This window comes from Streptomyces sp. TLI_105, assembly GCF_900105415.1.
GTDB lineage: Bacteria > Actinomycetota > Actinomycetes > Streptomycetales > Streptomycetaceae > Streptomyces.
This window is the reverse complement of the sequence record NZ_FNSM01000002.1, coordinates 142037-155401: the sequence shown is the minus strand read 5'-3', so window position 1 is coordinate 155401 and position 13365 is coordinate 142037. Positions and strand designations below refer to the sequence as shown.

The window sequence follows — 13365 nt, the reverse complement described above, 5'->3', positions numbered from 1 at the left end:
CTCTCAGGTAACTTCCGGCAGTGCGGGTTTGGGCATATCGAGTTCGTTCATTCCGCTCGCGCCGACCGTAGCGACTTGACGATCCGTTGACTCTCGCGGTGGAGTGCGGCGGGACTACCGTGGGGTGCATGGAGCGCAACGCGGCGTTCATCGCGTGGATGGACGGTGAGGGCTGGAAGGCCCCGGAGCTAGCCGCCGAGCTGAATACGGCGATCGGGCAGAGTACCGGGAAGCTAGGGACGCTTTCGGATGTGACGGTGCGCAAGTGGCGATCGGGCGAGACGACCTGGCCCCGGATCGCGGTCCGCCTCGCTCTGGAGGCGATCAGCGGGCGGTCGGTGCAGGACTTAGGGTTCGTCGACCGGCGCCGTAAGACCCGCACTCCCCCGGAGGACCCCATGCTCCGCCGATCCTTCCTGAACACGACCGTCGGGGCCTCGGCATCCTTTGTCATGGCGGGCCCCGCTCCCTCCGTGGGCACTGCGGACGTCCTGCGGCTGCGCGGTCAGCTCGACTCCCTGAGGGCACTGGATGACCACCGGGGCGGTCACGACACCTTGGAGCAGGCCGCGCTCGCCGGCGCGCGCGAGGCCGCCCGGCTCCAGGCCAAGGCCGCCACCTCGCGCACCCGCGAGCGGCTGTTCTCGCTGGCCGCCGCCTTCACCGCGGCGGCAACGTGGTCGCTGATCGACGCAGGACGGCTCGACGGCGCCGACCGTTACCTGGACCGGGCACTCACGCTCGCGGGCCTGGCGCAGGACTCCGAGATGCTCATGCAGGTGTGGAACCTGAGGTCGATGCTCGCCCGGCAGCGCGGTGACTACCCCGAAGCGGTGGCATCCGCTCAGGCCGCCCTGGCGACAGCCATCGCGCGCCGCTCACCGCTGCACGCCTCCCTTGCCCACGCCCGGGTCGCCGTCGGCCTCGCCCACGGCCGCGATCCCCGGTCGGCCCTGAGCTGTCTGGGCCGCGCGGAGGAAGCCCTGGCCAAGGCAGACCCCACGCAGCCCCGTTCCGCCTGGATCGCGTTCTACGGACCGGCCGAACTGCACTCCCTGACCGCGATCGTGCGGGATGTAGTGGGCGACCCGGCAGAGGCGGAGGCCGCCTCCCACCGGGCGCTGGCGGCGCTGCCGGAGACATACCGCCGTAACCGGGCCTACACCACAGCCCGGCTCGCCCTCGCGCAACTGCACCAGGGCGACGCCGAGCAGGCATGCGCGACCGGCGGCACCGTCTTCACCATCATGGCGGGCACACCACTGCCCGGGCGCATGCGGAGGCTCCTGGGCGACTTCCAGCGTGGCCTGATCGCCCAAGCCCCCACCCCCGTCTCCAACGAATGGACGGACCGGTACCGGACCGAATGGAGCAGCGCATGACCGTCATCGAACTCCGTCACTTCAGGCACGAGGACCTGCCGGGTATCCGGCAGACCCTGCTCGACGTGCACGCAGACGCCTACGCCGACCAGATGGACGAGTTCGCCCAGCGCTTTCCCTGGTTTATCGACTACTGGGGCAGCAGCCCCGGCTTCTCGTGCGTCATCGGCTACGACGGCGGCGAGCCGGTCGGCTTCGCCTACGGCGCCCCGGCCCGGACCGGCCGCGAGTGGTGGCGCGAGCACCTTCACAAGGTGCCGGGCGACGACTCGACGTTCAGCCTCTCGGAACTGATGGTCCGCCCGCGGTGGCGCAAGACCGGTGCGGCGGAGCAGCTGCACGCCGCGCTCCTGCAAGGCCGGCCCGAGGCCCTGGCCGTGCTCCTCGTCGATCCCGGCCGCCCCAAGGTGCAGGCGCTGTATGAGGCGTGGGGCTACCGGCCGGTCGGCCGTCGGCAGCCGTTCCCTGACTCGCCGAACTTCCTGGTAATGCTCCACGCTCTCCCGCAAGCCCGACCCACCGGCTGAATCGACGCCAGGACCACTCTGCGGTGCCAGCGGCTCCGAGACGTGTCCGCCTAAGCGCCGCCTCCCCGAACCCGGCTTCAGATGCGTGGGGGCGGACTTCCTCTGGGCAGCGGTGGAGGATCCGCTGCCGGCTGTCAGTCCGCTGTGCGGTTCCACGCGCTGGGCACGATGCCGGGCATGCGGTGGTCGACCTAGGAGCTGTTTGAAGTTCGGATCATGTGGCTGCAGTGATGTGCTTCAGCCACATGATCGATCCTCGGAGGTGAAGCCCTGCCGCGTAGCTCTCGGGGGACTTGTCGTAGCGGGTGGCGATTCCGCGCCAGGCCTTGAGCTTCTGGAAACAGCGTTCCACGGTGTTGCGCTGCCGGTACCGGTGCGGGTCGAAGGCGACGGGGCGGCCGCCGGCCGAGCCCCTCTTCCGCCGGTTGGCGGCCTGGTCGGACTTCTCCGGGATGACGGCGGTGATTCCGCGCCTGCGCAGGTAGACGCGGTTGGCCTTGGACGAGTACGCCTTGTCCGCGGCCACCGCCGCAGGCCGGGTGCGCGGCCGGCCCAGTGGGCCCGGGACCCGGATCCGGCCGAGCACCGTCTGGAACTGCGGGCTGTCCGCGCCCTGCCCGGGGGTCAGAACGAACACCAGCGGCAGTCCCGCCGTGTCGACCGCGGCGTGGATCTTGCTGCTCAGTCCGCCTCTGGACCGGCCGAGTTCGGCCGCCTTCGCCCGTGCCCGGCGACGCCGACGCGCCGCGGCACGGTCCCGGTCCGCCTCCTCTGCGGGGCCCGCGCCGGCTCTGGCCTGCGGTGCCTCACCCGCAAGACCGGTCCCTGCTCCGGCAGCGGAACCCCCTTTTCCTCGGTCAGGGCCTGTTCAAGGGCGTCCAGGGTCTCCCCGGCGATCGCCAGTCCGGCCGATTCGTGATGGGCACGTACCACCGTGGAATCCACACTGACCAGTTCCAGACCAACCTGCCCACGGGTCGCGGCCTCCGCGACCAAGGCATCCATCAGCGCCTGGAACACCCCGGCCTTCGCCCAGGTGTTGAACCGCGAGTACACCGTCGACCAAGCCCCGTAACGCTCCGGCACATCACGCCAGCCGCAGCCGGTGCGAAACCGCCACAACACCCCGTTGAACTGGTCTCGCACCCGCCGGGGCAGCGGACCGGTCGCCGTCACCGGCAGGCACTCCTCGATCAAAGCCCACTCGGCATCCGTCACATCAAAACGCGCCACATGCGAGTTCTACCAGCCCCAGCCCGTACACCATCGAGCCTCATGAAGATCCGAACTTCGTACAGCTCCTAGTGCTCGCCCTTGGTGCAGCCCGCGAACGGGCCTCCAGAGGGCCGGAGCTCGCGCATGCAGGGGTCGAGGTGGTCGCGGTGCCAGACCGAGGGGCCGGTGTAGCCGCAGGTCGCCGGATCAGTGAGCTCCTGCCAGGCCAGCCACAGCGCGTGCAGGCGCGCGATGGCGACGGAGTGCTCGAACCACAGGTGGCACCAGAGGGCATCGGAGCTGAGCTCGACCAGGTACCCGGGGACCAGCACGCCCTGGGGTAGCTGTGTAGGTGAGTTGTGGGTTCTGGCACAGATCTTGGGGAGCCGTTGCGGAAAGCGACAGTTTCGTTCGATCTTTGATCGCTCGCCGGCTCGGGAGCCGTGTCAGAGGTGAGGTCTAAGGTGCGGGCCCATGAACGCTGCTGATCTTGACTATCGAGCCCGGACGCTGACGGGCTGCATTCCCTCATCACTGGTAGCCCGGCTTCTCGAGCTGGGCCATGAGCGGGAGGTGGAGGTGCAGGCCGGGCGCGGGGAGTGGTTCTGTGCGCTGGGGTGGGCGCGGTTGCTGGGCGATCGGCAGCAGTACGCGCAGGCGTTGGAGGTGCTCGCCCCGTACATAGCGACGGGCTGGTGGCGGGCGGCCCGGGCTCAGGCCGAGCTGCTGGAGGCTTGGGGCCGGGCCGACGAGGCGATCGCGCTGTGCCGCCCGTACGCGGAGGCCGGGGACCGGCTGGTCCAGGAATTCTTCGCTCGCCTGCTGTCCCGTTACGGCCAGAGCGCCGATGCGTTCGCGCTGCTGCGGCCCGGAATCGATGACTGGTTCCTGGCCGAGGGCCTGGTGGACGTCGCCGAAGTCGCGGGCCTGGACGAGGAGGCCGCGGCGCTGCTGGAGGCCCGCATTGCGGCGGCGGTCCCGGCCTGCGACGATCCCGACTGCGGCAGGCTCCGCCTCGAACCGTTCAACGCCTTCTCCCTGCTCGCCGCCGTCCGGGAACGACAGGGCCGGATCGAGGAGGCGATCGACCTGCTGCGCCGTCGGGACAGCACGTCGGTCAACGGCCGCGACGCGCTGGCCGACCTGCTGGCCAGGCACGACCGGATCGAGGAACTGCGCGCGTACGCGGCCTCCGATTTCCATGGGCACGCCGTGCAGCGCCTGGCCGAGGTCCTGGAGGAACGCGGCGACGTGGAAGGAGCGATCACCGCCTACCGGACGTTCGCTGAAGAGTCCGACGGCATGTGGCACGTCGCCGTCCCGCTGTCCGAACTCTTGGTCCGGCATGGGCGGGGCGACGAGGCGATCGGGGTGATGCGCACCCTCACCGATGGGCCCGGCGGCGCGGAGGACTGGATCATCCACACACTGTGCACCCTGTACGCCGACCACGGCCGGGCCCGCGACGGCCTGGCCTACCTCGACGCGCTCAAGGCGCGCCGCGGCGGCAAGGAGGACTGGGACTTCTTCCGGATCCGGCTCCATCTCATGGCCGGCCTCGGCCTGCTCAACGAAGCGGTCGAGCAGGCCCGGACGCACCCCGAAGCAGACACCTGGTACGCGGCCTGGTCTCTGTCCGACCTGCTCGCCACGGCTGGCCGCGCCGAGGAGGCCCTCGCTGCTCTTGAACGGCACCCGGCCTGCAACACCTCGCTCCGGGCCGAGCGCCTCATCGACCTCGGCCGCATCGAGGAAGCGGTGCAAGTCCTCCAGCAACGCCCGCGGCCCGCACCGGCAGACGATCCTTGGGCCGGCACCCACTCCACCGAACCGCCGTTCTAATGGCTCAGCGGTAAGTCCGAACACGGAAACGTAAGGGCTCGCTGCGTGAGGTGGAAGGCCGGGTTCTACCGGCGGTAGAATCGCGGTATGAGCAAGCCGACGAGCATCAAGACCAGCGAGGCCGTCCGTGACCGGCTGCGGCTGCTGGCGGAAGAGCGCGGTACGACGATCACCGACCTGATCGAAGAGCTCGCGTCGAAGGAGCTCACCGCCGCCGAACGTGAGCAGCGCGCCGCCGAGGCCGCGGCGGAGCTCGGCGTCGAGTTCACCGAGCAGGTGAAGCAGGCCGGCCAGGACGCCTGGGCGAAGATCCGTGCCCATCAGGGCCGGGCCGCGTGAACCTGACCGCGGTGCTCGATCACTCCGCCCTGACCGCGCTCTACCGGGCGGACCCTTTCTTCACCGGGCTGTACATCGAGGCCTCCCGCGGCACCGGCCGCATCCTCGTCCCCTCCCTGGCCGCGCTCGCCGCCGAGCGCCAGGCCCCCGGAGCCGGCAAGCACGCCGTCGGACTCCGTTTCTCCGAGAGCGTCGCGTTCACGGCGGGACACGCCGTCGACGCCATGGCCTGGCCCGGCGCGGAGTGGTCGGTCGCCCACGCGGCGGCCATCGCCTGGAACGCGGCCCGCGAGGGCGAGCCCGTCACCGTCCTGTCGCTGGTGCCCGACCTGTACGCAGCCACCGGCATCGTCCCGCTCGACCCGACGGCGTAACGAGCGCCGGCGTCCAGGCGCGCCGGGGAGGCGCATGGCGCGATCCGCGCAACCGATTGCCGTTGGAATATGCCGACTCGGCTGCGCGGCAACTCTCCGGTGCTCCACCGTGGATGCGGGCGGCCGCTCGGGACGCCCTGCGCCGGTGAGGAGGCGAACCGGGATGACCTGGAAGCGTGACGGGTTCGAGTCGCACGAGGGTGAGGTCGGGGTGGTGCTGGCCGACGGCACTGAGCCGGGCCCGGTCTACTTCGACCTGGGCAGCGGGGGTCACTTCCACGAGTCGACGGACTGGTGGGCGTACGACGGAACGTTCCGCAGGCCGACGGCGATGGCGCTGCGGGGCAGGTGCGCCTGTGGCTGGCGCGGCGAGCGCACCTTCCCGATCGACTGGCAGCAGGTCGACTCCCACGATCCCGACGCCTACGACATCTCCGGTCCCGAGCGGGACTGGGAGGCCCATCTGGACGAGGTCGCCGCACGCGCGGTGCCGCTGCCCGAGGACCTGGTGGTCTTGCTGCGGCAGTTGCACGAGCGTCTGGACGAGCTCGTCGACGACCATCCGCTCGCCGTGGTGAAAGCGGCCGGCGAGCTGGAGGCAGCCGTTGCCTTCTTCGGCCCCCTCGCCGCCAGGATGGTGACCAGGAGCGAACAGCTCCCTCTCGCTCACGTGGCCGAAGTCCTCGGCATGACCGAGCAGGCCGCCGGCTCCCGCCTGCGGCACTACGAGTACATGGACCGGTGACCAGGCACCTCGTTGCACGCGCCCTGCGAGCGAGAGCGGCTCCGCGTGCGTTTGCATGTCGCCAGCAGACGCAGGCAGCGTGAGAATGCGCTTCGGTACCCGATCTGCCTGCGGTCACCCGTGCTGAACAAGCCGTCCGAGCGCGGTGTGCCACCGGCATGCCCGGCGAGACACCGCGCTCGACCGGTCAGCTCTGCCACGAACACCGGCCCGTGTAGCCGGAGCTGACCTGGGCGGGGCGAGACAGCGGGCAGACCCGGCGGTTCCGCCATGGGGTCCGGGAGATACAGACAGAATCCGCCGCCTACGCCGCACGCCGCCTCACGGAGCCGGTCACGGCCGATGCCGTGGCCACGCTCCAGGGCTGTGTGCCGGACGAGCTGGTCTTTGCCCTGCCGGTACAGCTCACGTCGGCCGATGAGGAGGGTGTCCGGCGATCGAGTGGAGGAAGGTCGAGGAGGCCGACTTCGCTTGCGACCGAGCCCTGGCAACAACGAGCCCACCATCGGCGTCGTGCTCTGGCTCCTGAGTTTTTCGCGCGTTCGTCAGGAGCCAGGGTTCGGGTCGAAAAGATCGCCCTTGTCCTCGACCTCTTTCCATTTATCGGCGTCCGGGAGTGCTGCGCGCTGTTCGCTGATGCCGGGCCACTTCTCGGCGTAGGTGGCGTTGAGCTCGGTGTATTTGGCCCACTTCTCGGGCACTTCGGTCTCTTCATAGATGGCGCTGTTCGGGCATTCAGGCTCGCACGCTCCGCAGTCGATGCACTCCTCCGGGTGGATGACGAGCATGTTCGCGCCCAAGCGGAAGGCGTCGACCGGGCAGACTGCCACGCAGTCGGTGTACCGGCACCTGATGCAGGGTTCAGTTACTACGTAGGCCACGGGCACTCCCGGTTTGACGTCATGTGGTGGGCGCCGGCGTCCTGTCCCGGCGACATCCAGTCACTGCTGTACACATTTTGTGACCGCTTGTAGTCGACTTTGCGCGAGTGATGGAGCGGTCGAAGCGGCGCCGTCATACGCCACTTCCTGAGCCGGCCCGGCGGGCGCGGTGTTGGCGCACGAGAGCGGCGTGCATGCGCGCTACGGCAGCGCGGTCCGGTACGTGATAGATGTGCGCGTCGCGGCCGTAGTTGTCGAGCAGCTGCTGCCCCACGGCCATCTTCTTGTCCAGGTCCTTGCCGCAAGCCTTGAACAGCTGGCGATAGTGGGCCTGGTACTCCGGGCGGCTCTTCTTGCGGCTGGATGCCGCGGCCGCGGGTTGCCCGAGACCTGCGACGCATGACGCAACGAGGCCGCCAAGCGTGACCCGGAGCACGTGGCGGCGTGTCGGTTCGAAAGTCATGCACGGAAAGTAGCAGATTGATTACGTAGCGATGCTAGTGACTCGGGGCGATGGCCGCGCCGATCTGGAGCGCCGCACCGCAGGCACAGCGCCCGCCAGCGAGCTTCTGGATGCGGCGGTGGGCGGCCTGGGCCACCCGCTCCAGCCGGAAGTGCTCGGGGTCCATCGCGTACTGCACCTGCACGGCCTGCTCGCCGAAGTACACGACGTCGGCCACCTCGGGTTCCTCGTAGGCCGCTTCGATCAGAGCGGTCCTGACCAGACGGCCACCCTCCCTGCAGAAGCGGGACGTTCGCCCGATGAGCATCGCCGCGCCATCGAGGCCAGCGTAAGCTCCGAGCGGCCGCCGATCTCGTCGCACGCGGCCACGCCCTGCACGAAGAAGTGGTACACGACGACATCGCCTCGCTCGACCTGGGTGCCACCACCCACGACGTGCACCGCCTGGCGCAAGACGCCCACCTCCTTGAGAGACAAACTCACGTCCCTGGTATGAAGACCCCAAAGACCTCGGGCGCTGGCGGCTCCGCCGACTACCACAAAGAGCCCCCGGGGCAACGCCTCACCAACGTTGCCCCGGACCTCTCAACGCGCGTCCAACGCCTGCGGAGAGCAGGAGCTTCCCCAGCGTCGCCGGACACTGATAGGGCTCCTTGAAAATGGTTCTGTCCGCAGTTCCGTGAACGGGGTTCGGCTGCCTTGGATGGAGGATCGTTCCTTCAGGGCAGCTCTTGGTGGTGGGGGCTACTGAGCGATCGATCGAAGAGCTGCTGTACCCAGGCATCGACGGCGTTGCAGTGGAAGGCTTCACGGCCGACGACTGCCTCGTCGTAGTTCGAGCGTTCAGTCGGACACCGCTCCACTCGTGCTCCGCCTGCGGCGTTTCGTCGAAGCGTGTCCACAGCCGGTACGAGCGGAGGATTTCTGATCGCCCTGTTGCCGGCCGGTCGGTCGACGGTCATTCTGCTGACGGTTCGCCGGTTCTTCTGTGACAACACCGGATGTGTGCGGCGTACGTTCGTGGAGCAGATCGCCGGGATCAGTGAGCGATACCGCCAGGCCAGCACGGGGTTGCGGCAGCTGTTGCATGCCATCGCGACCGATCTCGGAGGGCGCCCCGGATCCAGGTTGTGCCGGAAGATGGGTGTGCCAGCGGGGAGAATGCGGCTGCTGCAACTCCTTCATGCTCCACCCGTCGCACAACGGGCACCGCGCATTCTGGGCGTGGACGAGTTCGCCTTCAGGCGGGGACGTGCTTACGGCACGATCCTCGTCGACGTGGAAAAGCGTTGTCCCGTCGATGTTCTTCCCGATCGCACGTCTGAGACGCTCGTGTCCTGGCTCGTCGCCCATCCTGGAGTGGAGATCGTCTGCCGGGACAGAGCCAGTGCTTACACGCGAGCGATCAAGGAAGCGGCTCCGCACGCAGTGGAGGTTGCGGACCGCTGGCACTTGCTGCGGAATCTGTCGCAAGCGGTCGAGAAGACCTGCCAGCAGCACCGGTCCTGCCTGCGGAAATACGCCGAGCAGGCACCTTCCCCGCTACCTAGCATGCCCCTGCTGGAGGCACTGCCTCCCACGTTGATCGTGCAACGCGTTCAGCAGCGACACGAACTCATCAACCGCATGCTCGACAGCGGCTACCCGCTGAGCGAGGTGGCCCGCAGGGTCGGCCTGGACCGCAAGACCGCCCGGCGCTATCGCGACACCGAGCTCGACGTTCTGATCGCGTCCGCCCGCGACCGACGCAATGTCCCCCTGGATCGATACAAGCCTTTCCTTCAGGCCCAGTTCGCATCGGGGGTGACCAGCGCGAAGGAGCTGTACGACCAGATTTGTGCGCAGGGGTTCCAGGGAGGGTACTCAACCCTGTCTCGCTACGTTCTGTCTCTCCGTAACGGAGTGGCTGCCGCAGCGCCGGCCCAGATTCCCAGCCCTCGCTCGATCACGGCGTGGATCATGCGCCCCAGAGAAAGTCTGTCAACCAGCGAGGTCGCTCGCCTTGACGAGGTCCGAATCGCATGCCCCGACATCACCGCGGCATGCAATCTCGCGCGTGCCTTCACCGATCTGGTGCGGCACCGCCGCGGGACGATGCTCGGTCTGTGGATCCGAGAGGCCGAGCAATCCACGATCGGGCCCCTCCGATCGTTCGGCAGCTTTCTGCGGCAGGACTTCGACGCGGTGACGGCCGGCCTGACCCTGCCCTACAGCTCAGGCGTCGTCGAAGGTCACGTCTGCCGCGTGAAACTGCTGAAGAGGAGCATGTACGGACGCGCGACATTCGCTCTGCTGCGGGCACGCATTCTCGCGAGACCCTGAGCCCGGTCCAGGCTCAGGCCGGGCCCACCACCTTGCCTGACCTGCGGATCGGCGGGCCAAGAACCTTGTCGACCTCCGTGGCCGCGACGTTGAGAAGTTCCTCACCGAACAGGCAGAGAGACTCTTCCCAGGGGTGTCCGAAGCTGCCGAAGCGGAAGTCCTCCGCAAGGAAGATGAAGTAGTCGCCGTCGGGATACGGGCTCAACGGCCAAGCCAGCTGCCCAGGACCGCCCACCTCTTGCGGTGCGAAGCGGTACGACGTGTGCTGCCAGTCGAGGGCGAACAGAGTGCCTGACGGGCCAGCGCAGGAGGACAGTCCTTGCTCGACGACGGCGACCAAGCGATCCAGACGCTCGTCATCCGGATCGCTGTCAAGCGCAGCGAGGCTCCAGGTCACCGACGCGACGGGCTCCTCGATGGCCGGCCACTTGAGCGGACTCATACTTGGCTGGAAGCTGAAATGCTTGTAGAAGCGATCCCATACACGTCGGTACTCAGCCTCTGGCAGCGCGACCACGGGATCTCCCATCATGCCGCGATCCTATCGATCCGCCTGACGGCCTCTGAGAGATCGTTCACGGAACTGCGGACAGAACCTTGAAAATCCCCACCCCCTGTTCTGGGGTGCCCCACACCTGCTCGATGGATCTCTCCATCCATACGAGGCCTGACCTGGGACGGGACGACATAAGGGGGTGGCCGCCTGATCGACGGGCGGCTCCAGGTGGTTCTGGTCAAGTTCCGGTTCTGGCTCACACTCTGTGAAAGCGTGCACCGTGAGCGACGGTCGCGCGCCGCTCCTGCCGTCCCCAGCACAGCCAGGAGTCTGAGTGTCGTGGTGGTCCAGGCTACGTCGCGTTCTGGCTGGCGCCGCTGTCCCCAACCAGCGTCGGCGAGCTTTCGGGCGTCTTTTCTCGGAAGGCATCCAGGCTTGCGGCACGTTCGTGATGCGGCAACCGCGACATCTTGGAGACCAGTGTCCACATCTCGCGTTCGCCGGCCAGCTCGCCCGGTAGGAGGAGACCGAGTGATCCGGCAAGCGGTTTACGGCCTGTGTTCACGAGTGCTCTTACGGCCGCGGACCATTCGTCGGTTGCCGACACGGCCGCGTGGTACCACACCGGAATCAGGACGCTCGGCACGGCAATGGCCGCGAGCAGCAGCGGGACATCGGGGTCGGCCGTGGCCAGGGCCGCTGCCGCGCAGAGGGCGACGGCGCAGTGACCGTAGAGCAGGGCCACGAAGAAGTCGACATTCGCGCGGGCGAGGTCGACCTGTCGGCGGACCTGCTCCGGCGCGTTCCCGGTCAGTTCGTTCCACATCACCTGGGTGTCGAGGCGGAACCGGTCGTAGCCGTACTCCTCGAAGCGCCGGATGGCATTGCCCAGCTTCGTGGGTGCCAACTGCGCGTCGTCGACGGGGTAGCGAGCGAGTCGTTCGCGAAGCAGCGCACGTTGCACAGCCGTACGCCGCCGGTCCTTGCGGGCGGACCGAGCGATCCGCGGATTGGCCCGCAAGGCCGTCAACCGGGCGGCGCCATCCTGTGCCAGCCGGTCCTCCCGCTCCTGGCGCTCCAGCCTGATCAGCGCGAGGCGGTCCTGCAGATCCTGCTTCGCCTGCCGCCGGCGAGCGCACCCGTACGTGTAGAGCGCGTTAGGCCAGAGGGCGTAACCCTCCAGCACGCGGTAGAGAGGGTTCTGCAGGGCGCAGAGCGCCAGCCCGAGGAGCACCGAAACGCCCAGCACTCCGGCAGACAGATGCGTGACGCCCTCTGACCACAGCCTCGCGGACCCCGAGGTGCGCCGCAGACTTGGCCAGACAGCCACCAGGAAGAGGCTCACGTTCAACGCGGTCGGCAAGAGCCATCCCACCAGCACTGTCCACGCGCCGCCGAGAGCGCTCCTGGCGATGTCACCCACGCGTCACCACTCGTCGTCATCGTCGCCGAAAGGTGGCCCGGGCGGTGTTCCCGCATCAGGCGAGGGCGGGGCCGGCCTGGATTCCGCCGATGGCCGCCACTGCGCCGGTGCCCCGTAGCCAGGGCTCGCGGAAGACCGCAACTCGGTCACGAACTCCTGGCCCGAGGCATAGCGATCCTCAGGAGACTTGGCTAGCGCCTTGGCCATCACCGCATCGGCATCAGGCTCGATCTCGGGACGTGCCGGGGAGAGAGCAGGTGGCGGCTCGTACAGGTGTGCCCACGGCAGCGTCATGTCGTCATCGCGCTGGAACGGCGGCCTTCCGGCAAGGGCTTCGTAGACGACGCAGGCCAGGCTGTACTGATCGCTCCGGCCGTCTACGAGACGGCCGGAGATCTGCTCCGGTGCCATGTAGTCGAGCGTGCCGACGAACTGGCCCACCGTCGTGAAGCCCGTAAGGGACAGTGACTTGTTCGACATCCCGAAGCCGGTGACGTAGGCGCGCTCGGTGTGATCGCTGTCGGTGCCCGCAGCGACCAGGATGTTGCTGGGCTTGACGTCCCGGTGCACCAGGCCGTGCGCATGGGCCGCGTCGAGCGCCGAGGCCACCTGGGCGGCGATGCGCAGGACGGTCGGTACCGGCAGCGGGCCGTCCCGGTCTAGCAGCGTCCGCAGGTCGAGGCCGGGGACATACTGCATGGCGATGTACAAGACACCGTCGGTCTCGCCCGCTTCGAAGACCGGCACGATATGCGGGTGGTCGATCGAGGCGGCGACCCGCGACTCGTGCGCGAAGCGCCTGCGGAAGGTGTCGTCGCGGGCCAGCTCCGGGGCGAGCAGCTTCAGAGCGACCACCCGGTCCAGCCGCAGATCCTTCGCGAGGTAGACGAGGGACCTGGCCCCACGGCCGATTTCGCGCTCCACCTGATAGCCCGCGATCCGTTCTCCGATCAATCCGCCACCACCCTTTCGTCGGAGGCCGCTTCAGATCGCCTCGGAGGTCGTCACCGCAGCATCGAAACACTCGCTAAGGGAAGACGGCTGGCCCAGTGAGTCACTCCTTCGCACCCGACTCCAACCAAATGGGTTCATGTCTGGCTGCTGGGGCATTGGGCCGGGCGTGTGGCTTTGTCGATGAGAACGGGCTCTGGCTCAACTTCTGTGAAGCCGCGTCGGCCGGGCCAGTCCCTCACGTCAGAGCAAGCCGTCGACCTGCCGGTTCTTCGGGCTTGCTGACCTCGAACGCTGAGGATCTGCCCGACTTCACAGAAGTTGAGCCAGAACCTGAGAACGGGCTCTGGCTCAACTTCTGTGAAGCCGCGTCGGCCGGGCCCGTCCCTCACGTCAGAGCAAGCC

The 13365-nt window shown here is 68.2% G+C and carries 15 protein-coding genes and 1 pseudogene; 7 read left to right on the top strand and 9 right to left on the bottom strand.

The window, feature by feature from the left end; all coding sequences use genetic code 11:
- Positions 1-251 precede the first annotated feature (251 nt).
- Both BLW86_RS40050 and BLW86_RS40045 read left to right on the top strand, forming a co-directional pair.
- Positions 252-1382, top strand: a complete 1131-nt coding sequence (locus BLW86_RS40050) for an NsdA family TPR-like regulatory protein (RefSeq protein ID WP_256341781.1) — start codon at positions 252-254, stop codon at positions 1380-1382.
- Entirely contained in the window at positions 1379-1909 is a 531-nt protein-coding gene (locus tag BLW86_RS40045; RefSeq protein WP_093879327.1) for a GNAT family N-acetyltransferase, read from the top strand. The genes BLW86_RS40050 and BLW86_RS40045 overlap by 4 nt, the downstream gene beginning before the upstream one ends.
- A gap of 214 nt (positions 1910-2123) precedes the next feature.
- Here the strand turns inward: BLW86_RS40045 and BLW86_RS40040 are convergent.
- Both BLW86_RS40040 and BLW86_RS40035 read right to left on the bottom strand, forming a co-directional pair.
- Positions 2124-3142: pseudogene (locus tag BLW86_RS40040) on the bottom strand (IS5 family transposase).
- Positions 3143-3210: 68 nt separating this feature from the next.
- Positions 3211-3456 carry a DUF4913 domain-containing protein gene (locus BLW86_RS40035; RefSeq protein WP_256341780.1) on the bottom strand — a complete coding sequence of 82 codons (246 nt, stop codon included), beginning with the start codon at positions 3454-3456 and terminating at the stop codon, positions 3211-3213.
- 295 nt (positions 3457-3751) lie between these two features.
- Between BLW86_RS40035 and BLW86_RS40030 the strand changes: the two genes are divergently transcribed.
- From BLW86_RS40030 to BLW86_RS40015, 4 genes are all read left to right on the top strand, one after another.
- Positions 3752-4966: a tetratricopeptide repeat protein gene (locus tag BLW86_RS40030; protein WP_256341779.1), complete on the top strand. Its 1215-nt coding sequence runs from the start codon at positions 3752-3754 to the stop codon at positions 4964-4966.
- Between the two features lie 87 nt (positions 4967-5053).
- Positions 5054-5305, top strand: coding sequence for a hypothetical protein (locus BLW86_RS40025; RefSeq protein WP_093872103.1), 252 nt, complete (start codon positions 5054-5056; stop codon positions 5303-5305).
- Between the two features lie 11 nt (positions 5306-5316).
- Positions 5317-5679 carry a PIN domain-containing protein gene (locus BLW86_RS40020; protein ID WP_256341778.1) on the top strand — a complete coding sequence of 121 codons (363 nt, stop codon included), beginning with the start codon at positions 5317-5319 and terminating at the stop codon, positions 5677-5679.
- A 163-nt stretch (positions 5680-5842) separates the two neighbouring features.
- On the top strand, positions 5843-6424 hold the full coding sequence (locus BLW86_RS40015) for a hypothetical protein (RefSeq protein WP_093879226.1): 582 nt from the start codon (positions 5843-5845) through the stop codon (positions 6422-6424).
- Positions 6425-6969: 545 nt separating this feature from the next.
- Here the strand turns inward: BLW86_RS40015 and fdxA are convergent.
- The 4 genes from fdxA to BLW86_RS41715 all read right to left on the bottom strand — a co-directional run bounded on the left by fdxA (position 6970) and on the right by BLW86_RS41715 (position 8221).
- The gene (gene fdxA / locus BLW86_RS40010) at positions 6970-7305 is read right to left on the bottom strand and encodes a ferredoxin FdxA (protein ID WP_093879326.1); all 336 of its coding nucleotides are present in this window, start codon (positions 7303-7305) and stop codon (positions 6970-6972) included.
- Between the two features lie 133 nt (positions 7306-7438).
- On the bottom strand, positions 7439-7768 hold the full coding sequence (locus BLW86_RS40005; RefSeq protein WP_143060365.1) for a hypothetical protein: 330 nt from the start codon (positions 7766-7768) through the stop codon (positions 7439-7441).
- A 34-nt stretch (positions 7769-7802) separates the two neighbouring features.
- A complete protein-coding gene (locus BLW86_RS40000) occupies positions 7803-7985 on the bottom strand; it encodes a hypothetical protein (RefSeq protein ID WP_143060364.1) in 183 nt (60 codons plus the stop codon).
- 26 nt (positions 7986-8011) lie between these two features.
- Positions 8012-8221, bottom strand: coding sequence for a hypothetical protein (locus BLW86_RS41715; RefSeq protein WP_143060363.1), 210 nt, complete (start codon positions 8219-8221; stop codon positions 8012-8014).
- Between the two features lie 441 nt (positions 8222-8662).
- Here BLW86_RS41715 and BLW86_RS39995 point away from each other — a divergent pair, with 441 nt between their 5' ends.
- The gene (locus BLW86_RS39995; protein WP_107466246.1) at positions 8663-10090 is read left to right on the top strand and encodes an ISL3 family transposase; all 1428 of its coding nucleotides are present in this window, start codon (positions 8663-8665) and stop codon (positions 10088-10090) included.
- Between the two features lie 13 nt (positions 10091-10103).
- Here BLW86_RS39995 and BLW86_RS39990 read toward each other — a convergent pair whose 3' ends face one another.
- The 3 genes from BLW86_RS39990 to BLW86_RS39980 form a co-directional block, all read right to left on the bottom strand.
- Positions 10104-10622: a DUF2716 domain-containing protein gene (locus BLW86_RS39990; protein WP_093879222.1), complete on the bottom strand. Its 519-nt coding sequence runs from the start codon at positions 10620-10622 to the stop codon at positions 10104-10106.
- 316 nt (positions 10623-10938) lie between these two features.
- Complete coding sequence (locus BLW86_RS39985) at positions 10939-12009, bottom strand: hypothetical protein (protein WP_177181994.1); 1071 nt, start codon at positions 12007-12009, stop codon at positions 10939-10941.
- 3 nt (positions 12010-12012) lie between these two features.
- Entirely contained in the window at positions 12013-12963 is a 951-nt protein-coding gene (locus BLW86_RS39980) for a serine/threonine-protein kinase (protein ID WP_093879221.1), read from the bottom strand.
- Positions 12964-13365 lie beyond the last annotated feature (402 nt).